The following is a 22,763-nucleotide window of genomic DNA, read 5'->3' as shown; positions in this document are numbered from 1 at the left end:
ACCCGTGATTCCTCTCAATACAGGAGTGTCAAGGAATGGGACTGAGCAGGTGGGGTACGTGTCTCCTCGCGCTGATGTTCGTGGCCTGCGGTGATGGAGTCGGGCTGGAGCCGCCCTCCGAAGCCACCCAGGGGACGCTGCGGTTGCCGCTGACGGCGCAGAGCCCCGAGGGGGCGGTCAAGCTGGTCGGCGCCACGTTCAACATCACGGGCGCCCAGACGGTGTTCATCTCGGACACGTCCGCCGACACGTTGACCGTGCCACTCATCGAGGGCGACTACACCATCGAGCTGGGGGGAAGCTGGCACCTGGAGCGCCTGTCGGCACCCGGTACGCCCCTGAGCGCCCAGCGACTGTCGCCCTCCGTGCTGGCCTTCTCGGTCATCCAGGGGAAGCTCACCGAGGTGCGCTACCTCTTCAAGCTCGCGGGCAGCGGCGGCGTGGACGTGGGCATCCAGGTGGACAACGGGGGCTCCATCTCAGGCACCCTGACGTTCACCCAGCACGAAGGTCCTCCGGACTCCGAGTTCGCGTCGCTGGTGGGCAAGAGCGTGCCCTTCGTCATCAGCTTCGAGACCTCTCGCGTGGTCAGGGAGGGAGGCGGCCCGAAGGCCCTCTCCGTGGAGACCGGCCCCATCTTCGTCCAGTTCGGCGGACCGGACGGGGCCCTGCTGGAGAAGCACGTGTCCCCCTTCTTCAAGGGGCGCTCCTTCCTCTTCAGGGTGACCAGCCTCCCGAACGGGTATCAGGTGCTCAGCACCTTCCTGATTGAGGGCGTGGGCAGCGGCGCTCCGCTCGACTTCGTCTCACATGAGAGCCAGCCGTTCAGGGGCACCGTGGACCCAGGCGGCTATCCCGAGACGACCCCCTTCGAGTTCCAGTCCACCATGGTCTTCAGCCTCCACGCGTTCGGGGACCTGAGTGGCACGTTCACCGGCACGGTGGCGCCCAAGTAGCCACGGTGCCTCCCGGCATGCAGACGGCGGCCCTCCCCACGGAAGGCCGCCGCGCTGCCTGCTTCGAGCTCCGGGCCCCCCCTGTCGAACCCGGCAGGGCTGTTGGGTTTCCACGGACCTCGCGAGGTGAAGCGGGAGTCGCGCAGGTTTCGGCCCTGCCCGAACCTCGCTCAGCGTGGCGCGAGTCCTCGCACGAGGGGCGAGAGCACGCCCATCAACCCGCTCGCTACCACGGCCCGAGGAACCTCGGAGAGACGCGGGGCTTGCCCGCTGACGCGAAGGTGCCCCCGCGCGCCAGGGACGAGGCGGCCGCCCGACGGTCGTGGCACGAGTCGGAGCAGCTCTCGGGCCTGCGCTTCGCGTGAGGCCCTTGCGCAAAGCCCCTATGCGCCCCGGCCCTCCATCAACCCGCGAATCTTCACCGCGTCCGCCTCCTCCATCGGGTTGTAGACGAGCATGGCCAGGTCGGGCCGGCCATCCACGGCGAACGACGAGTACTCCAGCGTGAGGGCACCCAGCACGGGGTGGCGCAGCCGCTTCACGCCCTCGCCGAAGGACCTCACGTCGTTCTCGCGCCACATCGCCGCGAACTCCGGGCTGTCCCGGCACAGCTCGTCGACCAGCGGCTGCACCGTCTGGGCCGCCCCGGCGCGGGCCGCGTGGCCGCGGAACACACCGACCACGAACCGCGCCACCGACTCCCAATCGAAGTTGAGCTCGCGCGCCTTCGGGTTCAGGAATATCTGGCGCAACACGTTGCGGCGGTCCGGCGGCAGCGTGCCGTAGTCGGACAGGACCACGGTCGCGGCGCGATTCCAGGCCACGATGTCCCACGTCGCGGTGTGGACCATCGCCGGGCAGACGCCCATCGCATCCAGCACGCGCTGCAAGCGCGGTGTGACGCCCTCGACGGGCCGGTACCGCACCTCCGGTGGCCGCCCCAGCCCCAACAGGAACAGGTGCTCGCGCTCGACGTCGGTCAGCATCAACGCCTGCGCCAGGCGGTCCAACACCTGCGCCGAGGGCGCGCCGCCCCGGCCCTGCTCCAGCCAGCTGTACCAGGTGGGGCTGATGTGGGCCCGCTGCGCCACCTCCTCGCGCCGCAACCCCGCCGTGCGCCGCCGCCCGGCCGGATAGCCCAACGCAATCGGGTCGAGCCGGGTCCGCCGCTCCCTCAAATAGGCACCCAGTGGAGTCTCGTTGGCCATACGCCCATCCTGTTGGTCGCCATACCTGGATAAGCTCTCGACTTTAACAGGATGAAGAACGCGCCCACAGTGCCTGCCTCTCACGCAAACAGGAGGTGCACATGAACGTGTTCGTGACCGGAGCCACGGGGTGGGTCGGCTCGCGCGTGGTCCAGGAGCTGCTGGGGGCCGGGCACCAGGTGCTGGGGCTCGCCCGCTCGGAGGACAAGGCAGCGGGACTGGCGCGGACCGGCGCCCGGGTGCTGCGCGCCACCCTGGACGACCTGGGGGCGCTGGCTGACGCGGCCAGGCAGTCCGATGCGGTCATCCACCTGGCCTTCAATCACGACTTCTCGAAGTTCGCCAACAACGCCAGACAGGACCAGCGCGCCATCGAGGTACTGGGTGAAGCCCTGGCCGGCACGGACAAGCCGCTGCTGGTGACGTCCGGCATGGCGAGGCTGGCGCCCGGCCGCATCCCCACCGAGGCCGACCTGCCGGTCGACCACGCCGACTATCCGCGCCGCTCGGAGGCCTCGGCCATCCAGCTGGCCGAGCGCGGCGTCCGCGTGGCCACGGTGCGGCTGCCGCCCTCCGTCCATGGCGTGGGAGACCACGGCTTCGTGCCCTTCCTGATTCAGCTGGCGCGCGAGAAGGGCGTGTCGGCGTACCTGGGTGAGGGGACGAATCGCTGGTCCGCCGTGCACGTGTCGGATGCGGGCCGGCTGTATCGGCTGGCGCTGGAGCACGGCGTGGGCGAGCGCGTCTATCACGCCATCGCGGAGCAAGGCGTCGCCCTGCGAGACATCGCGCGGGTCATCGGCCGCCGCCTGGGCGTGCCGGTCGAGCCGCGCGGCCGCGAGCACTTCGGCTGGCTCGCGGACTTCGCCCTGGCCGACATGCCGGGCTCGAGCGAGCGCACGCGGGCCGTGCTGGGATGGAACCCCACCGGCCCGGCGTTGCTCGCGGACATCGAGCACCCCGACTACTGACGGGCGCGAGGGAGCGCGGACGGGCAAGCCCCGCCCATCCGCGCCGTCCTCGTGTGACTACAGCTCGACGGGCGGGAGGGCCTCGCCCATCTCGCCCGGGTTGTCTCCGCGGTGGTCCTCGTCGTCGAGCCCCAGCTCCCCGCTGGCGTTGGAGCCCCAGCACTTGACGCTGCCCTCATCGAAGGTGGCGCACGTGTGGTGGTAGCCCGCCACGAGGGACGTCACGGCGCGACCCGCGCCCAGGTTCACCCGGGGCAGTGCCTCGCCCATCTCGCCCGGCGCGCCTCCACGCTCGTTCCAGTCGCCGGACCCGAGCTGCCCCCAGTAGCCGCCGCCCCAGCACTTGACGGAGCCGTCATCCAGGAGCGCGCAGGTGTAGATGCCGCCAACGGTGAGCGCCTTCGCGGTCCGCCCCGTCCCCAGGTCGACTCGCGGCAAGGCGTCTCCCATCTCACCCGCGTTGTCTCCCCGGTGCACCTTGTCGCCGAGGCCGAGCGCGCCGTACTGGTTGCCGCCCCAGCACTTGATGGAGCCATCATCCAGGAGCGCGCACGTGGAGAACTCACGGGCGGCAATCGCCTTCGCGGTCCTCCCCGTGCCCAGGTTCACCCGAGGCAGCGCGTCGCCCATCTCGCCCGGGCCATCTCCGCGCTCCGCCGTGTCACCGAGCCCCAGCTCGCCCCAGTTGTTATCGCCCCAGCACTTGACCGAGCCGTCATCCAGGAGCGCGCACGTGTGACGACCTCCCGCGGCGAGCGCCTTCGCGGTCCGCCCCGTGCCGAGGCTCACGGCAGGCAGCGCGTTGCCCATCTCCCCCGGGCCATCTCCGCGGTGCTCCGTATCGCCGAGCCCCAGCCGGCCATTCCCGTTGTCACCCCAGCACTTGACCGCCCCATCATCGAGGATGGCGCACAGGTGATTCAGCCCGCTGACGAGCGTCTTCGCGGTCCGCCCCGCGCCCAGGTCCAGCCGGGGCAACGCGTCGCCCATCTCGCCAGGGCCGTCTCCGCGGCGCCGCGTGTCGCCGAGCCCCAGCTGGCCCTGCGCGTTGTCACCCCAGCACTTGACCGAGCCTCCCTCGAAGAGCGCGCAGCCGAAGCCCATTCCCAGGCCCATCATCGCCGCCCGCGCGTCCGAACCCATGTTGACGAAGGGGAGGTTGCTCATCAGGTTGAAGCCACGGCCCCCCCCTCGGTTGTCGGTGTGCTCGAGCCCCAGCTGCCCCTTGCTGTTCTCACCCCAGCACTTGAGCCGTCCATCCGTGAAGACCGCGCACGTGGTCCCCACCCCGGCGAAGACGGACTTCACCGCGTAGCCACGCACGCGCACGTCGACCGAGCCGGTGCTGGTGGCGCCGTGGGTGTCGGCCACCTGGTAGTCGAAGCCGGCGGCGCCCACGAAGCCCGACGCGGGCGTGAATCGCACGGCGTCCCCGACGAGCTCGACCGTGCCGTTGCGCGCGTTCGAGACTCCCGTCACCGCCAGCGCGTCTGCCTCCACGTCACGGTCGTTGAAGAGCAGCGTCGCCACGGGGACGCGCAGCGCGACGTCCACACTGGCCACCGCTGAATCCGCGACCACCACGGGGGCGTCGTTGACCGGGTTGACGGTGACGCTCACCGTCCCGAAGCTGAAGCTGGCCCGGTCGGAGACCTCATACCTGAACGTCGCCGTCCCGAAGAAGTCCACCGCCGGCGTGAAGATGACGTTCTGCCCCTCCAGCTTCACGGTGCCATTCGTGGCCGAGTAGACGCCCTCCACCAGGAGGTCGTCGGTGTCGACGTCGATGTCATTCGCGACGAGCGTGGCGGTCGGGATGACCAGCACGGTGTCCTCGAGGGTGCTCACGGTATCGTCGACGGCCACGGGCGCCTCGCCCACGATGACGGTCACGCTCGCGCTGGTGGTTCCGGCCAGATTCCTGACCGTGTAGTGGAACGTCGCCGACCCGGTGAAGTCCGCCTCCGGCCTGAAGTCGATCATCCCGCCGTCGATCTTCACGGTGCAATGGACCGCCGAGCCCACGCCAGCGAGGTTGAGCAGGAAGCCATCGCCCATGTCGTCATTCGCGGTGAGCTCCTCGACCTTGATGTACCGCGAGGTATTCCTCCGGGCGTACACGGTGTCGGCGACGGCGACCGGAGCGTCTTCCACGGAGCGGACCGTGACGGCCACCGTCGCGGTGTGCGTCAACAGCCCGTCGCTGACCGTGTACTCGAAGCTGGCGCTCCCGTGGTGGTTCGCCTCCGGGGTGAAGGTGACGTTGCCATCCGCGAGCGTCACGGTGCCATGCGTCGCGGCGCCGACGCCCGCCACCCAGAGCGTGTCCCCATCCACGTCCGTGTCATTGGCGACGAGCGTGGCCGCGGGGACGACGAGCGCGACATCCTCGTCGGTGCTCGCGCCGTCCGCCACGGCGACAGGGGCATCGTTCACGGCGTTGACCGTGACGGTGACCCGCGCGGTGTCCGTCAGGCGGCCATCCCCCACCGTGTACTCGAACGTCGCGGTTCCGAAGAAGTCCGCCTCCGGGGTGAAGGTGACGGTGCCGCCCACCAGCGTCACGCCGCCATGGGTCGCCTTGCCGACGGCCGTCACGGTCAGCGAGTCGCCGTCCGCGTCGACGTCGTTGGACACGAGCGACGCGCCCGGAATCACCAGGGCGGTGTCCTCATCGGTCGCGAGCAGGTCGTCATGCCCGGACGGGGCCGTGTTGGCCGGAGGAGGAGGCGCGGGTGGTTTCTTGTCCTCCCCTCCTCCACACGCGGCCAGGGCCACGCAGAGCAGCAGGGTGCGCAGCCAGGGAACGGACGGAAGTCTCGGGTACGAACGAACGCGTTGGTGCTTCACAAGCCCCCTCACAGGAAGAAGCCCCCCAGGGCCGGAGAAACCCGGTGGGGTGCTGCCCCCATAACGGAGCCCGGCGGCGCAGGTCGCACGGACAAACGCGCCACTCGACGGAATGGACCAGCCCGAGGGCCACCGGGACACGGCGCACAGCCAGTGTCCCGGCCCTGGGACGCACGGGCTACTGCAGGTCGCAGCCGGGGATGCAGTAGTTCACGTTGATGAGCGTGCGCGTGGCGGGCAGGTTCGACTGACAGCCGGCGTACTGCGTGGCGGGGGTGGCCTGGATGCGCGAGGCGCCGCACTTCACCACACAGGCACGGATGTTCTCGAACCAGTAGATGAGGTCGTTGTTCGGGCAGTTGGGCGGGATGCCGATGCCCTGCTCCGTGCTCGCCATCACCTCGCCCTCCGGCGCGTCGAACTCGGACTCGGCTCCACCACCGCAGGCCACCAGGGACAGGCTGCACATCGCGAACAGGGAAACGACCAGACGCTTGGCTTGCATGGCGACTCCTTCACGACAAGGGGGAAGGAGAATCATGACCTATCCAGGAGTCCCCGAGAAGCAGGCCCCACGGGTCCGCCTGCTCGGAAGCAGCACGCGCGGCTTCACCGGCGCCCGTGTCGGTCCAGCGCCCCCGCTCACCGCCCCCCATGGCGGCTCACCGGGCGTGGACGTCACCGGCAGCGCGGCCGTCGTCAAGGTGTCCGCGCGCACGGCGAAGTGGGACTTCATCGACTACATCTCCCTGCTCAAGGTGGACGGCAGGTGGCGCATCGTGGCCAAGGTGTACCACCGCGAGCCCCGGGCGGAGGCCCCGTCGCGGCCCACGTCCGCCTCGCCCTGAGCCGACGACGTCCCTTTCCCCTCCCCGCGGGCCTGACCCTCACCAGTCCACGATCATCGGCACCTGGTGGTCCCGGGAGTCCACGAGCGCGGCGCGGAGGCTGTCGACCGCGGCCTTCGCGTTGTCGGGCCAGTGCATCCGCTCCAGTGCCGCCAGGGCCCGGGGCGTCGAACCGGTGAGGCGCCGCAGCGGCGTCGTCATCTCGAAGGTCGCCTCGAAGTCGCGGGGAAGAAACAGCATGGCGGCCACATGGACGCGGTCGCCCTCGCCTCTCTTGCGGAAACCCAGGAACGACTTGCCGGGCCTGCGTGCCTCCTCCAGGAGCGCCTCGTACGAGGCGGGGTCCACGCGGTGGAAGCGAGGCTCGGCCTCGGAGCGCTCGTCCCACAGTGGGTCTGGCGTGGAGACTGGGAGCTGCCGCAGGTCCTCCACCAACATGTCGATGACCCTGGCGCGACGAACCGGCGCCTCAGGGCCGCCGAATGGCAGTCCTTCCGGAAGCGGCCGGGCACCTTCCGGCCCGATGATGGAATACGGGACGCCGCTCGCCCACGCGGAGCGCATCGCCGGGGTGATGAAATCACCGACAATGTAGCGGCTGAGAGGCAGAACCATGAAGTCGATGGCCATGGAGGCCTTGGAGCCTAGCCGAGCAGCTCCAGGAGTTTCAGCACGGTGTTCCAGTTGCGCGTCGTGGCCGTGCCGCGCAAGGCCAGCTTCCCGAGCGCGACCGCCAGCGCGCTCTTCCCCTGGCCGTTCGGGTACCAGGAGTAGATCTCCTTGCCCGCGACCTGGAACAGCTCCGGCCCCCAGTCCTGGGCATGCAGGGGCGCCAGCTCCGCCTTCGTCGGCGCGGCCGAGAGGAACGTCACGCACAGGGAGGAGGGGTTCGTCGCCACGTCCGCGAACGGGTTGCCGTCGACGACGGCTTGCAGCTGCTTCAGCGTCCGCAGCGTCGTGGAGATGGGCCGCCGCATGAACTGCTCCAGCGCCTCCTCGATGCCCTTGGTGAGCTCCGCCACGCCGAGCTTCGTGGTGAACACCGCGTTGCCGCTCTGCACGTAGGTCTTCACGTCGCCGCAGCCGAGCCGCGACAGCATCGCGCGCAGCTCGGCCATCGGCAGGCTGTTCTTCGTGCCCACATTCACACCACGGAGCAGGAGCGCGTAACGAGTCATCACGTGAGTGTGCCACGCGGGCGCCGAAGCGCGGTGTCCGGATGCTCACGGTGCGCGCCGCGCTGAACCGCTCGGGACTCACTCGGCCTTGGGGGCGTAGAACTCCGCCGGGCCGGCGAGCCACACGGTGGTGCCGTCGGTGCGCTCCAGCAGCGCCTCGGCCAGCCGGGTCCAGTCCTCGTGGAAGCCCACGACCTGGAGACTGGACGGGACGTAGCCCAGGAACTGCCCGGGCCCCACGGCGACGACGGTCGCGGAGGGCGCGCGATGCGGCTGCTCCGAAGGGGCGCCATACAGGGCCCAGGGACTCCAGGAGCGGCTCAGCGCCTCGTAGCGCAGCGGCGCGCAGCTCGTCTGGGCGATGCGCTTCGCGTCCTCCTCGCTCTGCCCCGAGCAGACCTGGAGGCGGTCACCGAGCTTCACGTCCGTCAGCGGACAGGAGACCTGCAGCGCGTGGCGGCAGGTCCCGATGGGCTGGGGCGCGCCGCGCTCGCTCGAGTAGGCCTGGACGAAGGCGGCGCTCCCCTTCGGGTCATCCCACTGGATGGCCGGGCCCAGGTCCTCCAGGAAGACCCAGGGCACGGTGGTGGCCTCCACGACCGCCGAGGCCACCCACGCCACGTCCAGGCCGTACCCGAGAGGCGCCTCGCTGTACGGGACGAACCCAAGATAGCCGCCCGTCTGCAGGCGCCTCACGGCGCCGGAGCCCCGGAACAGGACCTCGCCGTCCGCCGAGCCCCCGGGGCGCGCCACGGTGCCGCCGTCGCCGGACGGGTTGTTCGCCGGATGCGTACAGAGCCGGGTGCAGGTGTTCTTGGCATCCAGGTCGGCCCACGCCTGGCTCGTGTTCGAACAGCCCAGGGTCTCATTGAGCGGGGCGACGGCGGGGAGTGCGCAGACACAGGGCTTGTGGACCGCCGTGAACCGGCACGCGGCGTCCACCCACGGCGGCGGGCCATGATGGCCGTAATACCCGACGCCGATGATGCCTCCAGGCGTTCGCGCCTGGGCCGGCGCGCTCCAGGTGACGGCGCTCAGGGCGGCCAGGAGCGCGAGCAATGACATCCTCGACGTGAGACGAATCCAGCACGGCTGCGGGGACATGGGACCTCCAGCGAATGGACAGACACGGCGAACGGGCCCGAGAAACATACGGGAGAGCCGTCGAGCGCCGGCATCACCCATCGGGGTGACGCCCTCCGAACCCAGGGGGCGTGAGAAAGGCTGTCGTTGCCGCGCATGGTAGAAATCCCCCCGGACGTCGTGCCGACACTCGAAGCCACCGGGGAGACAAGGTCATGCGCGTGAAGCGTCAGCCGGGTTCCATGCAGGGGGAGCAGGTGCTCCTGGAGGTGATGACGGCGTTGAGCAGCTCGCTCGACCTGAAGGAAGCCTTCTCGGAGTCCCACCGGATTCTGTCACGCGTGCTGGCGGCGGACTTCGGAGGGCTGTGTGTGTCCAATCCGGGGGCGCCCGGCCAATACGACTGGCCGATGGTCCAGGACATGCCGCAGGTCTTCTTCGACCGCTACCCGGAGATTTCAGACGAGTGTTTCGTGAGCTCCGCGGTGATTCGGCGGCCGAACACCGTGCTGCGGGACACCGAGATGCTGTCGCGCCGGCAGATGCAGGACAGCGCCATGTATGCGTACTGCCGGGAGATGCACATGCCGGTGGAGCGGGTGTTGTCCGTGTTGATGGACATGGGCCTGGGCTGGCACAGCGGCTTCACGCTGTACCGGGAGACCCGGAAGGCCTTCACGGAGAAGGAGCGCGCCTTCCTCCAGCGCCTGACGCCCATCCTGGCGAGGACCGTGCGCAATTGCCGCATGCTGGAAGACCTGGCGCACCAGGGCGACCTCCTGGAGCAGCTCTTCCGGCACACGGGGCTCGACAGCATCGTGTTGAGCCCGCCCACCACCGAGCTGATGCGCACGCCCCGCTCCACGGCGCTGCTGCATCGCTGGTTCCCGGACGCGCCCTGTGGCCGCTTCGGCCTGCCGCAGGTGCTGCTGGACGCGCTGGAGGGGCTCCGTCGCTCCGGCCCCCAGCAGCTCTCCGGACAGGACGTGCTGACCTTCCGGCGCCCGGGGAGGAGCTTGAAGGTGACCTTCCTGCGGTTGCCGGGGCAGTCGGGGAGGATGCCGTGGGCGATGATCTTCCAGGAGGTGCGGCACGGGGCGCAGGCTCCCGCGGAGTGGCGCAAGCGCCTGACGCCGCGCGAGATGGACGTGGTGGAGCGGGTCTTGAATGGCTGGGACAACCAGACCATCGCGGACGACCTGGACAGCTCGCTGAACACCTTGAAGACGCACCTGAAGCGCGTCTACGCCAAGCTGGCCGTGCCCAGCCGGGCCAAGCTCATCCTGCTAGCGCAGGAGCAGGGCCTCTGCGCGGACACGTGACGTCGCGCCCGGGACTCAAGCGCTGAAGGCGCGAATCGTCACCGAAATCCTCCGCCCGCGTGCCTGCGCGGAGGGAGGGACCTCGTGCGTGAAGGCCCGGTTCGTCGCCCACGGAATCACGATGACGCCCCCGTTCACCGCGGGGATGTCGATGAAGCCCTCCCCCTTCCAGGGCCGCATGCGGAACGCGCGCTGTTGCCCGAAGGAGAGCGTGACGATGGGGGTGCCCTCGATGCGCTGGACATCGCTGTCGCGATGCTTGCCGATGTAGTGGTCCTCCGCGCCTTCGTACCAGTTCAACAACAGGCCATTGAGGCGCGCGTCGAACTCGGAGCGCGCCCACTGCAGCCAGCGCTCCATCGACGGAGTGAGGGGCAGGGCGCGGTTGACGCGCCCCGTGTAGTGGTAGTCCGCGCCGTAGGCCTGCTGCCACCTGGGCGTGCGGACCCGGCGGCCATGAATCTGTATCTCATGGAACTCCACGGGATGGAGCGTCCAGAGGTCCTCGAAGGCCTCGTCCGAGGGCACGAGCTCGCGAGGCAACTGCCCCACCAGGACCTCATGACCCTCGCCCAGGGGAACGGAGCGCAGCTCTGCCATGGGCTGAACATATGTCCAGTCCCCATATCCGGGCAAGGTCACCGAGCGCCATGCACGCGCACCGATGCGGCGCACGAGTGCCCGCCCGCCATCGACGTGATGGTCGCACGGGACTGGCGCGGTGCATCCCATGCGATGGAGACCGCGAAGCGAGGGCAATTGTTGGGCAGGACAACGCCGGGCTAGAAGTCTCCGACGTCGAAGGAGGCGTGAATGTCGAGTCGAACGGTGTCCCGGAGGACGTTGCTCCAAGGTGCGTTGGTGGCGGTCGCGTTCAATCCCATGAGCCGCAGCTGGGCCTCCACGCCGGAGGCCGGCGCGGTCCCCCTGCCCCCTCTCGATGGCGAGCTGCTGCTGGACGAAGCGTCGCGGACCGCGGCCTCGGACGACTTCGGTCACATCCGGCACCACACGCCGTGGGCGGTGCTCGTGCCCGGCTCGGTGAAGGACATCGTGGCCATGGTCCGCTTCGCGCGCCGCCAGGGGCTGAAGATCGCCGCCGCGCGCGGCCTGGGTGAGAGCCACAGCACCTTCGGCCAGTCCCAGGTGCCAGCGGGCATCGTCGTCGACATGTCCGCGCTGGCCACCCTCCACGAGCTGGACCAGGACAGCGCCTGGGTGGATGCGGGCGTCCGGTGGCACGAGCTGCTCCAGGCCTCGCTCCCCAGCGGCAAGAGTCCCCCGGTGCTGACCGATTACATCGAGCTGAGCATCGGCGGGACGCTGTCGGCGGGAGGCATCGGCGGACAGGCGTTCCGCTGGGGTCTCCAGGTGGACAACGTCCTGGAGCTGGACGTCGTCACGGGCCGGGGCGAGCTCGTGCGGTGCTCACGCTGGCGCGAGCGGCCCCTGTTCGACGCCGTGCGCTCGGGCCTGGGCCAGTTCGGCATCATCGTGCGAGCCCGGGTTCGGCTCGTCGAGGTGCAGCCCCGCGCCCGGACCTACCTCGCGCTGTACGACGACCTCCACCGCTTCCTCGAGGACCAGCGGCGGCTCATCGAGGACGGCCGCTTCGACTACGTCGAGGGCTCCGTCGTCTCCTCCAACGGAGGCCGGGCGTATCAGCTCGAGGTGGTGAAGTACTTCACCCCGGGCTCGGAGCCCCAGGACTCGCGGCTGCTCGCGGGCCTGCGCTTCCAACCGGGGACGCTCCAGGTGACGGACGGCAGCTACTTCGACTTCGCCAACCGGCTCGCGCCGCTGATCGAGCTGCTCAAGCAGCTCGGCGTCTGGGGTTTTCCCCACCCCTGGCTGGACATGTTCGTCCCCGCCCGGTGCGCCGAGGAGTTCGTCCAGGAGGTCCTCGCGCAGACCACCGACGCCGACATGGGACAAGGGCCCATCCTCCTCTACCCCTTCCGCGCCTCGGCGCTGACCACGCCCTTCCTGCGGACGCCCAACGACAGACACGTCTTCCTCTTCTCACTGCTGCGCACCGCGATTCCCCCGACGCCGGAGAACGTCGCCGCCCTCGTGCAGAAGAACCGCGCCATCGTCGACCGGCTCACGGCCCTCGGCGGGAAGATCTACCCCGTGGATGCCGTGCCCTTGAGCCCCGCCGACTGGCGCCGACACTTCCATCCCCACTGGGAGCGGTTCGCGCACGCGAAGCGACGCTACGACCCGGACCACGTCCTCACCCCGGGACAAGGCATCTTCTGAGCGAGGGTGGCGGAACGTCCAATGACTGTGTCCACGGAGACACAGTCACTCCTCCTGGATGACTGGCATTGATTGACGCCCGCGTGACGACGAGGCGAGAGTTTCGTCGTCACCCAGCAGCAACTCCCAGGAGAATCCAGACATGTCCTCTCGTTTGAGCGGGTGGTCCGTCGCCGTGCTCGCCGTGGTCCTCCATGTCGCGCCAGCCCAGGCCCAGCAGTGCGTTTCGGCGAACTCGACCGCGGGCACGTGGCTCACCGTGGTCGACAACTACGTAGGCTCGGCACAGGCCTCGGTCGCCTCCACGCTCACGGCGGTCGCCACTCCGAGTCCTCTCAACCTCCTGCAGGCCACCAGCGACCTCGCATCATTGACTGTCAATGCCACGGCCATGAACATCTTCTCCGGCTTCGACGCCGAGGTCATCGCCGAGGCCTTCAACGTCGACACCGAGGTCGCGGTCCAGTTGCAGACGCAGGGTGACATGCGAGGCGCCATCGTCCGGGTCCAGGCGGGCTTGCCGCTGGTGATTCCGACCGTCGCCGATATCAACGCCATGAACGACTCGCTCAGCGAGCTCACGGCCCTCCGGGCGAGCCTGCCGGCATTCTGTCCGTGACGCCCCTCAAGCCGGCTCCTGCCCGAACCGGGAGATGACCTCCTCGAGGACGCTCCGGAAGTAGCCCTCCGCGGGGCCACCGACATCACGTAGGGCGAGCAGCAGCGGATGGAAGCTCGGGTCGCCCAGGGCCGCGGCGGCCTCGAGCGCATAGACCATCACCCTCTCGCCCCTCAGCGCGGCGCGCACGGGCTGGACCGCGCGAGCATCCTTGCGAGTCGCCAGTCCCACCAGCGCCTCCCCGACAATCTCCGGGTCCTCATCCCCGAGGCGCGCCACGAGCGCGTCCCGCAGCTCCGGCGTGTCACGCGCCTCCATGAGCGTCCCCAGCCCGAACGTCGCCCAGTCCCGGACATCGCGGTCCTCGTCGGCCGACAGGCGGATGAGCGCCTCCACCGCCTCCGGCGCATCCAGGACCGCCAATCCATGCGCCGCGCCATACCGCGCCTCGGCCGAGGGATGACCTGCCAGCGCGACGAGCACGGCCAGGGCGCGGGGCTCCACCAGGTGGCTCAAGGCAACCCCGGCGGAGAGGAGGACCTCGGGCTCCCGCTCCCGCCGGAGCAGGTCCACCAGCGCGTCCCCACGCTCCGTTTGGAAGACCGGGTTTCCAGCGCCGAGCTGGCCCAGGATGTCCACGCCGCGCCCCCGCGCCTTCGCGGAGGAGGACCCGAGCAGCCCAAGGGCCGCGTCCAGCACGTCACGCGTCCCCCGCGCATGCAGGGCCCGGATGGCCTCCCAGGCGCGCGCATCCTCTTCGTCCCCCTCCAGGGCAACCTGGATGAGCTCCTCGAGGCTCCTCGCTTCGCCATGCTCGGGATGATTCATGCGTGAAGTCCTCTCAGGACGACGGAGGGCGACCGTCGTGGCACCAGACCACGGCGCGGGCCTCCATGCCAGCCACAGGCCGGATCCGGGTCCCCAGCCCATCCGCGAAGTACAGCCGACCAGCCGCGACATCGCTGGCAATCCCATGCACCGTCGTCGGGTTCGTCACCAGGGGAGTCCTGTTGTTGTAGTGACGACCTACGCCTTGCCATTCGGGACATCGAACCCGAGGGCGGACGGCCTGTTGATACCGCCTACCACCTGCGTGGGATGGCTGCCGTCCAGCCCGGCGCTCATCACCCGGCTGCCGTTGAAGTCGGACCCGTACAGCGTGCGGTTCGTCGAGTCGATGGCCAGACCGCTGGGGAAGCCTCCGTTCGCCACGTCGACCGGGTTTCCCCTATCATCCGCGACCCATGGCACCTCCTTCAGACGACGCTCCGATGGCTCCTGCCGCCAAGCCCTGGTTGACCCGGACGAGCGCCGCGGTCGTGTCGACGGTCCTCTTCATCGTCAGCTGCGCCCTGCCCGCCCTCGTCCTGTACAACACCGCGACGAAGCAAGAGGACACGATGTCGGGTGTAACGCTCCTGCTCACCGGCTGGTTGGGCGTGTTCGTGATGCAAGGGGGCTGGTTCGCGAACCCCTTGCTGGCCGTCACGCTCCTCCTGCTGTTGATGGGCCGGTATCGAGGGGCCTTCTGGACAGGCTTCCTCGCGGTGCTCGTCGGGCTCTCCTCCTTGTCCTGGTACTTCCACTCCATCCCCGCGGACGAGGGTGTCAGCCCGACCCGGCAACTCGAGCTGCTCTACCCCACGCTCGGCTTCTTCTTCTGGCTGGGGAGTCTGCTGGTGGGGCCTGTCAGTGCGTCCATCCTCGCGAAGCGGGAGGCCGAGCCGAAGGCCACCTCCCCCATCCCCGTGGTCGACGTGCGGCCCCACCCATGACTCACCCCACCTTCGCGCGAGCCTCGCGCACCGGCGCCTCCAGGGCCCGCGTCACGATGCGGTTCTCCTGGGTCCCCAGGTGGATGACCCCGTCCGGGCTCGAAATCGAGGCACGCAGGACGTCCCCCTCCTTCAGGTAGCCCGCCGTGTTGCCCTGCTTCAGGATGAGCTTCGCGAGCGTCTTGTCAGACAGGAAGACGCTGATGAACCTGCCCACCTGTCGCGCAAGCTTCGACAGGTTGCGCCCCGCCGCCACGCCGCCCGGCGTCCCCGTCAGCACCAGGTCCCCCGGGAACAGGTCCATCACCTCCGACAGCTCCGTGAGCGTCTCCTCCGGCGGGTAGAGCATCTCCGAGGTGCTCGCGTCCTGCCTCGGCTCGCCATTGACAGACAGCTGGAGCCGCAGGTCCATCAACCGCGCGCAATCCTCCGCGTCGAGCAGATAGACATACGGCCCCACCGGACAGAAGGTCCGGAAGCTCTTCGCCTTGTGCCACTGTCCCTCCGCGAGCTGGAGGTCCCTGGCGGAGATGTCATTGCCCATCACGATTCCGGCGACGAACTCGTGCAGCCCTCCCCGCTCCACCCGCACCGGCCCCGAAATCCTCCGGCCGATGACCAGCCCCAGCTCGATTTCGTAGTCGAGCATCCGGACCCGCCCCGGCTTGACGATGTCCTCCGTGCTCGAGGCCAGCGACGACGAGGCCTTGCGGAAGAACTGGTTGAAGTCCTTCGCGTCCGGGTCCTGCCCCACCTCCAGCATGTGGCTGCGGTAGTTCTGCCCCTGGCAGACCACGTTGCACGGCGACGTCACCGGCGCGAGCAGCTCGAGCTTCGCCAGCGCGAGCCCCTCTCCCTCGCTCCCCGCCGCCACCATCCCCCGCGCCCTCGCCGCCCCCTCCGCGAGGAACTCCGCCAGGGACTCGTACCGCCCCGGGATGGGGATGACCTGCTCCCGCCGCACCCATCCCCACCGGACCTCGCCTCCCATCCTGAACCGCGCGACATGAATTCCCATGACCCAAGGCTCCTTCAACGTGGCCCGGCGGCCACCGTGAGCGCATCCAGGAAGCAGGTCATCCGGTCCGCGACCTCGCGGACATGCGGCGCCTGCAGCATCGTGTAGTGATTGCCCGGCACCTGATGCAGCTGGGCCTGGAGCAACCGCTCCCCCCAGCTCTCCACCGGCGCGGGCAGCGTGTCCGACGAAGGCGCGGCCAGCTGCTCCGCCTGGAGGAAGAGCACCTTGCCGCGATAGGGCTCCGCCCGGTAGCGGGACAGGGCCCGCGCGTTGCGGGAGAAGACCCGGAAGCGCTGCTCCATCTCCGGCAGCTCCACCCCCGGAAGCGCGCCCAGGGCCTTGGCGTGCTCGACCAGGTAGCCCAGGCGCCCCGCCTCATCGAGCGCCTGGAGCTTCACCGCGTCGAGCTTCGCCGCCTCCGCGCCCCCCAGCAGGTCCGTGGCGAACCACGCCATGAGCGCGCCGGGCTCCTCCGCCCGCTGGTAGAGCTCCGGAGACCAGGTCTCCAACAACAGGAGCAGCTCCACCTGCTCGGACCGCGCCTCCAACTGCCGCGCCATCGCCTGCGCGACGATGCCGCCCGTGGACCAGCCCCCCAGGCGGTACGGCCCGCTCGGACGGACGCGGCGCACCTCCTCCAGGTACCGCGCCGCCATCTCCTCGATGGAGCCCGCGTCCTGGTCCGGCAGCGCCTGCAGCGCATAGAAGGGCTGCCGGGGCCCGAGCTGCCTCGCCAGCGGCGCGTAGCACAGCACGTCGCCGCCCGTCGGGTGCACGAAGAACAGGGGCGGCTTGTCGCCCGTCTCCTGGATGCGCACCAGCGGCTCCCGCGCGCGAGCACCGCCCTCCTGCTGGACGAGCAGGGCCGCGAGCTGACGGATGGTGTCCGCCTGGAACAGGAGGGAGACGGGGAGCTGACGCCCCCAGCGGGCGCGCAGCCGGGACATCAACCGGACCGCCAGCAGCGAGTGGCCGCCCAGCTGGAAGAAGCTGCTGGTAACGCCGATGGGGCGCAAATCGAACAGCTCCTCCCAGAGCGCCACCAGCTCCAGCTCCAGCGCGTCCCTGGGCGCGACGTACGCGGCCGACAGCTCCGGCGCCGGAGCCTCGGGCACCGGCAGGGCGCGGACATCCAGCTTCTGGTTCGGCGTCAACGGCAGCGCGTCCAGCCGGACGAAGTGGGAGGGAATCATCGCGGGCGGCAGCCTGTCCCTCAGGAAGCGCGACAGCGCCGAGGGGGTGACGGTCGTCGCGGCCACGACATAGGCCGTGAGCGCCACCTCGCCCGAGGCGTCGGCCCTCGCCACCACCACCGCTTGACGGACCTCCGGGTGCTGACGCAGCTCCGCCTCGATTTCCCCCGGCTCGATGCGTACTCCCCGCACCTTCACCTGGTGGTCCTCGCGGCCCAGGAACTCGATGCGCCCCTCGGGCAGACGACGGACCCGGTCTCCTGTCCGGTACATGCGCAAGCCGGACTCCCCCGCGAAGGGGTCCGGAATGAAGCGCTCCGCCGACAGCTCGGGGCGGTGGAGATAGCCCCGCGCCACCCCTTCGCCTCCGATGAACAGCTCTCCGGGCATGCCCACCGGCACGGGCGAAAGCCGCGCGTCCAGCACGTACATCCGCGTGTCCGCGATGGGCCCGCCGATGGTGACCCGGGACGCGTCCTCCACCCGCTCGAACGAGGACCAGATGGTCGTCTCGGTCGGCCCGTACATGTTGAGCACCTCGCCCTCCACCCTCGGGAGCACCTGGCGCGCCAGGACCGAGGGGAAGGCCTCGCCGCCCACCAGGAGCTTGCGGAGCGGACGCAGCGCCTCCACGCCCCCCGGCTCCAGCAGCAACATCCGCAACATCGACGGCGTGCACTGGAAGTGGGTGACGCCGTGCGCGGCGATGAGCGAGGGGATGTCCTCGGGCGCGGATGGGGGCCGCGTGCAACGCTCCTTCAGGGCGTTCAACGTCTCGAGCCCCGCCAGCGTCGCGTCGACGTCCATCCCGAAGTCGATGAGACACGCGACCTCGTCCACGCCCAGCTCGCGCAGCCTGTCGATCAACGGCAGGCAGCTCTCCACGTTCCCGAACAGGCCCAGCTGGTTGAAGTACCGGTCGATGGCCTTCGCGAGCAGCTGGTCGACGTCCGCCTCCGAGAGCGCCTCCAGCTCGCCCCCATGTGGCAGGGGCCCGATGACCGAGCGCAGCAGCCCGATGGAGCTCTTCAGGTACTGGCGCAGCGGCGCGTTCACCTTCTGGCGGATGTCGTCGACGTCCTCGCCCATGAACGTGTGCAGCATGAGCGTGACGTGGCCCGGCCCCGGCCCGTGGCCCGCGGCCGCCCAGGCCTCCCGATAGATTCGGACCTTCTTCGCCAGCTCCGTGAGGTTCTGCCCCAGCAGGTGCGTGAGCACATGCGCGCCCGACGCTCCCGCGGCGCGGAACGTCTCCGGGTTGCCCGCCGCCGTCACCCAGACCTGGACGTCCGGCTGGACCGGCCGGGGAAGGGACTGGACCGGGACGTCCTGCCCCTGTCCGTTCCGGAACGACACCGCCTCGCCCCTCCAGAGCCTCCTGACGGTGGAGATCTGCTCGAAGAAGGAGGTGCGCGCATCGGCGAAGCGCTCGGGCGCGAGCACGAAGTCATTGGGGTGCCACCCCGAGGCGAACGAGAGGTCCACGCGTCCGTCGGAGAGGTTGTCCACGATGGACCACTCCTCCGCGACCCGGATGGGGCTGTGCAGCGGGAGCACGATGCTGCCCGCGCGCAGCCGGATGTTCCGGGTGGTCGCCGCGAGCGCCGCGCTGACGACGGAGGGATTCGGGTAGAGCCCGCCGAAGGCGTGGAAGTGCCGCTCGGGCGTCCAGACCGCCTTGAAGCCATGCGTGTCCGCGAACCGCGCACCCTCCAGGAGCAGCCGGTACTTGGCCTTCGTGTGCTCGCGCTCGTCGCTGGCGAAATAGAAGAGGCTGAACTCGAGCGGCCTGCTGGACGCGCCGGTCCCGGTCGATACTCCCTGCTCGCCGCGGAGGACCACCTGGAAGCCCCGGGTGAGCGAGTACAGGAGCTCCAGCACGGAGATGTCGAACGACATGCTCGTCGTGGCGAGCCACACGCCGCGCTCGTGAGCGCCCATGGCGTCATCCATCGCGTCGAAGAAGCGCACGACGTTGCGGTGACAGACCATGCAGCCCTTGGGACGCCCCGTGGAGCCCGAGGTGTAGAGCGTGTACGCGACGTTCTCCGCCACCACCCCGCTCCTCGGAGGGTCCACGACCTCGTCGCCGCCGGCCTGCAACGGCACCACCTTCGCGCCCGTCTCCGGCAGCCGCGTCGCGTGGCCCGCGTCGACCAGGACGACCTTCGCCTGGGAGTCGCCGAGCATGTACGCGAGCCTGTCGGCGGGATAGGTCGGGTCCATCGGCACGTAGGCGCCGCCGGCCTTCAGGATGCCGAGCATGCCCACCACCATGTCGGCGCTCCGGGGGACGCAGAGGCCCACCCGCGCCTCGGGGCCGATGCCGAGCGCCCGCAGACGGTGCGCCAGTCGATTGGCGCGCGCGTCCAGCTCGCGGTAGCTCAGCCGCTCGGCGCCGGCGACCAGGGCGATGGACTCCGGGGACGCGCGCACTCGCGCCTCGAACAGCTCGTGGAGGCACGACGCGGGGGTCCGCGCGGAGCGGGTGTCGTTCCAGGTGTCGAGCACCTGGCGGCGCTCCTCGGGGGTGAGCAGCGGCAGCTCCGACAAGCGCCGCTCGGGGTCCTCGACGAGCCCCTCCAGCAGCGTCTCCAGGTGCCCCACCATCCGGTGGATGCTCGCCGCGTCGAACAGGTCCGTGCGGTACTTCAGCACGCCGCCCAACGAAGCGTCCGTCTCCGTCAGCTCCAGCGAGAGGTCGAACTGGCCCTCTTGCTGCGGGATGTCGAAGGGGCGCAGCACCAGCCCCCCGGGCAGCGCGGGGTGGGCCTCGTCCCCCTGGTAGATGTCCTCCCGGGGCGTGGGCTGGAGCATGAACGCCACCTGGAAGATGGGTGAGCGGCCGGAGTCGCGCTCCGGGTTGAGCTTCTCCACGAGCAGGTGGAAGGGGAAGTCCTGGTGCGCGAGCGCGCCGACGACCGTCTGCCGCAGCTGCCCGAGCAGGGCCCGGAACGAAGGGTCCCCGGAGAGATTTCCCCGCAGGACCATCATGTTCATGAAGTTGCCCACGACCTTCGCGAACTGGGGCTGCGTCCTCCCCAGCGTGGGCGTTCCGACGAGCAGGTCCTCCTGCCCCGAGTAGCGGTGCAGCAGGCCCATGAAGGCGCCCAGGAGCAGCGTGTACAGCGTGACGCCCTCCTGCTCACAGAGCTCCCTCAATCGCCGGGGCAGCGTCCCCTTCAACGACACCGGGACCGACGCGCCCGCGTAGCCCTGCACCTGCGGCCGGGGACGCGCGATGGGCAGGTCCAGCGCCGGCAGCGCGCCGCCCAGCTGTCGGGACCAATAGTCCCAGAGCCGCTGCCCCGTGGCGCCCGCGAGCATCTCGGCCTGCCAGCGGACGTAGTCCACATAGGTCGCCTGCGGCGCGGGCAGCGTCGCGGGAGCGCCCGCCTTCTCCGCGGCGTAGAGGTGCCGCAGCAGCTCCTCTCCCAGCACCAGCAGCGACCATCCGTCATAGACGATGTGGTGGATGGCGATGAGCAGCACGTGGTCGCGCGGGCCCCGCGTGAACAGCCGCACGCGCATCAGCGGGCCCCGCTCCAGGTCGAACGGGGCCTCGTACGCCTGCGTCACCCGCGCCCGCAGGGACTCGAGGTCGAGCTCCGGGACGGGGACCTGCTCGAACGGGACCTCGGCCTGCTCACGCACCCGCTGGACGGGCTGTCCCTGGTGCGTGGTGAAGGTCGTCCGCAGCGCGCCGTGTCGGTCCACGAGCCGCTGACAGGCGCGTCGCAGCGCGGCGACGTCCAGCTCGGAGACGATGCGAATCGACAGCGCCGTGTTGTAGGCGGCGCTGTCGGGTGCCACCTGGGAGACGAACCAGAGCGCCTGCTGTCCGTGGGAGAGCGGATGGACGGACTCACCGTCGGCCGCGAGCCGGCGCAGGTGCTCCACCAGCGTGGCCTTGTTCGTGGACAGCTTCGCCAGGTGCTCCGGCGACAGCGCGCCCTTGGGGGCCCGGTACTTCAGCCGCTCCCCCTCCACCCAGAGCGTGACGCCCTGCCGGGACAGCTCGGCGATGAGTTCGTCGGTCATCACAGCTCGCCTTCCTCCCAGTCCTGACTCGGGGCCGTCCGGCCCGCGCCGCTCCCGTCGAGCTGCTCGGCGAGGCGCTGCGACAGGTGCGCGATGCTCGCGCCCTGCAGCAGCTCATCGAGCTGCAGGCTCACGCCCGTCTCCGCGTGGATCTTGTGCTTCAGCTCGAGCGACAACAGCGAGTCCAGGCCCAGGGTGCTCAGGGGCTGCTCCGCGTCCAGCCGGACCACCGGCATCTTCAACAAGTTGGCCACCTGCTCCCGCAGATAGCTGTCGAGCAGCGGGCCTCGCTGGCCGGGCTCCGTGGAGAGCAGCGTCTTCGAGAAGGTGCTCGCGGCGGAGGCGGCGTCCTGGAGCGTCTGCGCCCCCGGAGGAGGCGGCAGCGCGTACGGCCCCTTCGTCACGGCGCTGTAGGCGGCATCGTAGGAGACACGCGCGCCCAGCCGCTCGAGGTTGATGCGACGAATCGTGTCCACGTCCATCGACTCGTCCTTGGTCACCGTGAACAGGAGGTAGGCGGCCAGCCGACGCTTGAGCAGCTCCCCCAGCATGTGGATGCCGTGCAGGTGCTTCTGCGTCACCTCGTCCAGGTCGCGGGTCACCCGCGTGAAGTTCTGCTCGAAGTCCGGGTCGTGGAGGAAGTTGGCGATCTCCTGGCTGGACTCGACCGCCTCGACGATGCGCAGGTGGTTGCGGGCGAGCAGCTCCGCCCACTCGGCCTGGGGCACGAAGAGGGTGGTGGACTCCGGGTGCTCGATGGCGCTCGCCATGTTGGACAGCGTCTCCGCCATCACCAGGTAGCCGCCGTTGCGCAGGCTCCGGCTGATGTTCGCGAAGAGGTCCGCCTTGTTCCGGATGTGGTGGATGACCTGGAACGCGATGACCAGGTCGTACGTGGACGGGAAGGCGTCGCGCGAGCTGTCCTGGTAGTGGAGCTTGATGCGCCCATCCAGCCCGAGCCCGCGGATGCGCTGCCGCCCCGCTTCAATCTGGTCGGGCGAGATGTTGCAGCCATGCAGCTCCAGGTGGGGATGCGCCTTGCCCAGGTCGATGAGGTCCGCGGCGTGACCACACCCGATGTCGAGCACGCGGGTGAAGGACGAGAAGTCGAGCCCCCGGTAGAGCGTCTTCGCCATCTCGAGGTTCGACTGGAGGGCGAGGTCGTAGAACTGCTTGTAGACCGCCTCCTTCGAGGGGTCGGCCTCCGGCCGGTACATGGCGATCCACGAGAAGCCGGGCACGGGCTCGCGCAGCGTCGCGAAGCGCAACGAGGGGAACTGCACCGCCGTGTTGACCTCCGCCAGTTGGACGATGGTCCGGTAGAAGGTCACCAGCACATCGGTGTTGGGGATGAGCGAGTCGACCCAGTAGCGCTCACGCTGGAAGGGATACGTCGGCAGCGCCACCCGTCGGCGCGCGTACCCCTTGTCCACCCC

General features: G+C 69.7%; 19 protein-coding genes. 7 read left to right on the top strand and 12 right to left on the bottom strand.

Features of this window, described 5'->3' with window-relative positions; genetic code table 11:
- Nucleotides 1–35 precede the first annotated feature (35 nt).
- Nucleotides 36–956: a hypothetical protein gene (locus K8625_RS42410; RefSeq protein ID WP_223750337.1), complete on the top strand. Its 921-nt coding sequence runs from the start codon at nt 36–38 to the stop codon at nt 954–956.
- 383 nt (nt 957–1,339) lie between these two features.
- On the opposite strand, the gene K8625_RS42405 is transcribed toward K8625_RS42410, so the two are convergent.
- On the bottom strand, nt 1,340–2,164 hold the full coding sequence (locus K8625_RS42405; protein WP_223750336.1) for a helix-turn-helix transcriptional regulator: 825 nt from the start codon (nt 2,162–2,164) through the stop codon (nt 1,340–1,342).
- A 101-nt stretch (nt 2,165–2,265) separates the two neighbouring features.
- Here K8625_RS42405 and K8625_RS42400 point away from each other — a divergent pair, with 101 nt between their 5' ends.
- Nucleotides 2,266–3,135 carry an SDR family oxidoreductase gene (locus tag K8625_RS42400; protein WP_223785936.1) on the top strand — a complete coding sequence of 290 codons (870 nt, stop codon included), beginning with the start codon at nt 2,266–2,268 and terminating at the stop codon, nt 3,133–3,135.
- A gap of 57 nt (nt 3,136–3,192) precedes the next feature.
- Here K8625_RS42400 and K8625_RS42395 read toward each other — a convergent pair whose 3' ends face one another.
- The gene (locus K8625_RS42395) at nt 3,193–5,985 is read right to left on the bottom strand and encodes an Ig-like domain-containing protein (RefSeq protein WP_223785935.1); all 2,793 of its coding nucleotides are present in this window, start codon (nt 5,983–5,985) and stop codon (nt 3,193–3,195) included.
- 178 nt (nt 5,986–6,163) lie between these two features.
- Nucleotides 6,164–6,490, bottom strand: a complete 327-nt coding sequence (locus K8625_RS42390; protein WP_223785934.1) for a hypothetical protein — start codon at nt 6,488–6,490, stop codon at nt 6,164–6,166.
- Between the two features lie 34 nt (nt 6,491–6,524).
- Here K8625_RS42390 and K8625_RS42385 point away from each other — a divergent pair, with 34 nt between their 5' ends.
- Nucleotides 6,525–6,833 (top strand): nuclear transport factor 2 family protein, encoded by a 309-nt coding sequence (locus K8625_RS42385; RefSeq protein WP_223785933.1) that lies wholly within the window; start codon nt 6,525–6,527, stop codon nt 6,831–6,833.
- A gap of 39 nt (nt 6,834–6,872) precedes the next feature.
- Here K8625_RS42385 and K8625_RS42380 read toward each other — a convergent pair whose 3' ends face one another.
- From K8625_RS42380 to K8625_RS42370, 3 genes are all read right to left on the bottom strand, one after another.
- Complete coding sequence (locus K8625_RS42380; protein ID WP_223785932.1) at nt 6,873–7,448, bottom strand: hypothetical protein; 576 nt, start codon at nt 7,446–7,448, stop codon at nt 6,873–6,875.
- Nucleotides 7,449–7,477: 29 nt separating this feature from the next.
- Nucleotides 7,478–8,011, bottom strand: coding sequence for a DUF1697 domain-containing protein (locus K8625_RS42375; protein ID WP_223785954.1), 534 nt, complete (start codon nt 8,009–8,011; stop codon nt 7,478–7,480).
- Nucleotides 8,012–8,089: 78 nt separating this feature from the next.
- Nucleotides 8,090–9,115 carry a hypothetical protein gene (locus K8625_RS42370; RefSeq protein ID WP_223785931.1) on the bottom strand — a complete coding sequence of 342 codons (1,026 nt, stop codon included), beginning with the start codon at nt 9,113–9,115 and terminating at the stop codon, nt 8,090–8,092.
- 194 nt (nt 9,116–9,309) lie between these two features.
- Here K8625_RS42370 and K8625_RS42365 point away from each other — a divergent pair, with 194 nt between their 5' ends.
- Nucleotides 9,310–10,416: a LuxR C-terminal-related transcriptional regulator gene (locus K8625_RS42365; RefSeq protein WP_223750330.1), complete on the top strand. Its 1,107-nt coding sequence runs from the start codon at nt 9,310–9,312 to the stop codon at nt 10,414–10,416.
- Nucleotides 10,417–10,431: 15 nt separating this feature from the next.
- Here the strand turns inward: K8625_RS42365 and K8625_RS42360 are convergent, their stop codons facing one another.
- The gene (locus tag K8625_RS42360) at nt 10,432–11,016 is read right to left on the bottom strand and encodes an alpha-ketoglutarate-dependent dioxygenase AlkB (RefSeq protein WP_223785930.1); all 585 of its coding nucleotides are present in this window, start codon (nt 11,014–11,016) and stop codon (nt 10,432–10,434) included.
- Nucleotides 11,017–11,229: 213 nt separating this feature from the next.
- Here K8625_RS42360 and K8625_RS42355 point away from each other — a divergent pair, with 213 nt between their 5' ends.
- Both K8625_RS42355 and K8625_RS42350 read left to right on the top strand, forming a co-directional pair.
- On the top strand, nt 11,230–12,678 hold the full coding sequence (locus K8625_RS42355; RefSeq protein ID WP_223785929.1) for an FAD-binding protein: 1,449 nt from the start codon (nt 11,230–11,232) through the stop codon (nt 12,676–12,678).
- 175 nt (nt 12,679–12,853) lie between these two features.
- Nucleotides 12,854–13,297: a hypothetical protein gene (locus tag K8625_RS42350; RefSeq protein ID WP_223750327.1), complete on the top strand. Its 444-nt coding sequence runs from the start codon at nt 12,854–12,856 to the stop codon at nt 13,295–13,297.
- 6 nt (nt 13,298–13,303) lie between these two features.
- Here the strand turns inward: K8625_RS42350 and K8625_RS42345 are convergent, their stop codons facing one another.
- Nucleotides 13,304–14,125 carry a HEAT repeat domain-containing protein gene (locus K8625_RS42345; protein WP_223750326.1) on the bottom strand — a complete coding sequence of 274 codons (822 nt, stop codon included), beginning with the start codon at nt 14,123–14,125 and terminating at the stop codon, nt 13,304–13,306.
- Between the two features lie 198 nt (nt 14,126–14,323).
- Nucleotides 14,324–14,509, bottom strand: a complete 186-nt coding sequence (locus K8625_RS42340) for a hypothetical protein (protein WP_223750325.1) — start codon at nt 14,507–14,509, stop codon at nt 14,324–14,326.
- Between the two features lie 107 nt (nt 14,510–14,616).
- Between K8625_RS42340 and K8625_RS42335 the strand changes: the two genes are divergently transcribed.
- Nucleotides 14,617–15,072, top strand: a complete 456-nt coding sequence (locus K8625_RS42335) for a hypothetical protein (protein ID WP_141331995.1) — start codon at nt 14,617–14,619, stop codon at nt 15,070–15,072.
- A 1-nt stretch (nt 15,073) separates the two neighbouring features.
- On the opposite strand, the gene K8625_RS42330 is transcribed toward K8625_RS42335, so the two are convergent.
- From K8625_RS42330 to K8625_RS42320, 3 genes are all read right to left on the bottom strand, one after another.
- Nucleotides 15,074–16,090, bottom strand: a complete 1,017-nt coding sequence (locus K8625_RS42330; protein ID WP_223785928.1) for a fumarylacetoacetate hydrolase family protein — start codon at nt 16,088–16,090, stop codon at nt 15,074–15,076.
- Between the two features lie 14 nt (nt 16,091–16,104).
- Nucleotides 16,105–21,327, bottom strand: coding sequence for a MupA/Atu3671 family FMN-dependent luciferase-like monooxygenase (locus tag K8625_RS42325; protein WP_223785927.1), 5,223 nt, complete (start codon nt 21,325–21,327; stop codon nt 16,105–16,107).
- A partial coding sequence (locus K8625_RS42320) for a methyltransferase (RefSeq protein WP_223785926.1) occupies nt 21,327–22,763 on the bottom strand: 1,437 nt, incomplete at its 5' end. The genes K8625_RS42325 and K8625_RS42320, both read right to left, overlap by 1 nt.

This window comes from Myxococcus sp. AS-1-15 (assembly GCF_020037055.1).
GTDB classification, from domain to species: Bacteria; Myxococcota; Myxococcia; order Myxococcales; family Myxococcaceae; genus Myxococcus; species Myxococcus fulvus.
Note: the sequence above shows the minus strand (reverse complement) of the source record. Positions and strands in the feature narration are given on the sequence as shown.

What these genes read in the sequence shown, in the direction of transcription:
- K8625_RS42410 (WP_223750337.1), top strand. Translation starts at nt 36, where the DNA reads ATGGGACTGAGCAGGTGGGGTACGTGTCTCCTCGCGCTGATGTTCGTG.
- K8625_RS42405 (WP_223750336.1), bottom strand. Translation starts at nt 2,164, where the DNA reads ATGGCCAACGAGACTCCACTGGGTGCCTATTTGAGGGAGCGGCGGACC.
- K8625_RS42400 (WP_223785936.1), top strand. Translation starts at nt 2,266, where the DNA reads ATGAACGTGTTCGTGACCGGAGCCACGGGGTGGGTCGGCTCGCGCGTG.
- K8625_RS42390 (WP_223785934.1), bottom strand. Translation starts at nt 6,490, where the DNA reads ATGCAAGCCAAGCGTCTGGTCGTTTCCCTGTTCGCGATGTGCAGCCTG.
- K8625_RS42385 (WP_223785933.1), top strand. Translation starts at nt 6,525, where the DNA reads ATGACCTATCCAGGAGTCCCCGAGAAGCAGGCCCCACGGGTCCGCCTG.
- K8625_RS42380 (WP_223785932.1), bottom strand. Translation starts at nt 7,448, where the DNA reads ATGGTTCTGCCTCTCAGCCGCTACATTGTCGGTGATTTCATCACCCCG.
- K8625_RS42375 (WP_223785954.1), bottom strand. Translation starts at nt 8,011, where the DNA reads ATGACTCGTTACGCGCTCCTGCTCCGTGGTGTGAATGTGGGCACGAAG.
- K8625_RS42370 (WP_223785931.1), bottom strand. Translation starts at nt 9,115, where the DNA reads ATGTCCCCGCAGCCGTGCTGGATTCGTCTCACGTCGAGGATGTCATTG.
- K8625_RS42365 (WP_223750330.1), top strand. Translation starts at nt 9,310, where the DNA reads ATGCGCGTGAAGCGTCAGCCGGGTTCCATGCAGGGGGAGCAGGTGCTC.
- K8625_RS42360 (WP_223785930.1), bottom strand. Translation starts at nt 11,016, where the DNA reads ATGGCAGAGCTGCGCTCCGTTCCCCTGGGCGAGGGTCATGAGGTCCTG.
- K8625_RS42355 (WP_223785929.1), top strand. Translation starts at nt 11,230, where the DNA reads ATGTCGAGTCGAACGGTGTCCCGGAGGACGTTGCTCCAAGGTGCGTTG.
- K8625_RS42345 (WP_223750326.1), bottom strand. Translation starts at nt 14,125, where the DNA reads ATGAATCATCCCGAGCATGGCGAAGCGAGGAGCCTCGAGGAGCTCATC.
- K8625_RS42330 (WP_223785928.1), bottom strand. Translation starts at nt 16,090, where the DNA reads ATGGGAATTCATGTCGCGCGGTTCAGGATGGGAGGCGAGGTCCGGTGG.
- K8625_RS42325 (WP_223785927.1), bottom strand. Translation starts at nt 21,327, where the DNA reads ATGACCGACGAACTCATCGCCGAGCTGTCCCGGCAGGGCGTCACGCTC.